Origin of the sequence: Bradyrhizobium jicamae (genome assembly GCF_001440395.1) — a bacterium.
Taxonomy (GTDB): Bacteria; Pseudomonadota; Alphaproteobacteria; order Rhizobiales; family Xanthobacteraceae; genus Bradyrhizobium; species Bradyrhizobium jicamae.
Window position 1 is genome coordinate 14,436 of the sequence record NZ_LLXZ01000214.1, and the last position, 643, is coordinate 15,078.

The window sequence follows — 643 nt, forward strand, 5'->3', positions numbered from 1 at the left end:
GTCAGGCGACAAAGGGGACTCTGGGCGTCTGTATCCGTGAAGTCCAAAAGACGCTGGCGCAATCGTCCAAGCGCCTGATTGAGAGTAAGATCGCCGCATTGGGGGTTGGATCCAGCTTCAAGGTCTTCAACGACAAGATCGAGACGCCAGGGGATGGTCTGATCATCTTCCAGGGCATGCAGGATCACTCTGCGGAATCCATCAAGTCGCTGGAGGGATTCCGGATTGCCTGGATTGAGGAGGCGCAGACGTTGAGCGCCCGCAGCCTTTCGCTGCTTCGCCCAACGATCCGCGCCGACAATTCGGAAATCTGGGCTTCCTGGAACCCAACGCGCAAGTCCGACGCGATCGATGACTTCTTTCGGGGGAAGAATGGCCTTCCGAAGGGAGCGGTCCTCGTCAAGGCGAATTGGCGGGATAATCCGTGGTGGACCGACGTTCTGGAGGCCGAGCGACTTCTAGAGCTCGAGCGGTACCCGGAACGGTACGACCACACGTACGAAGGCGACTATGCAAAGGCGTTCGAGGGCGCCTACTTCGCAGCATTGCTCTCAGAGGCTAAGCGGAAGGGCAGGATAGGGGTTGTAGCGGCTGACCCGCTATTGCCGCTCCGAGCTTTCCACGATCTGGGGGGGGCTGGAGC

1 protein-coding gene is annotated in these 643 nt (G+C 59.6%); it reads left to right on the forward strand.

The window, feature by feature from the left end; translation table 11 throughout:
• Positions 1–643: phage terminase large subunit (locus tag CQ12_RS47065; protein ID WP_245310315.1), on the forward strand; the 643-nt coding region annotated here is incomplete at both ends.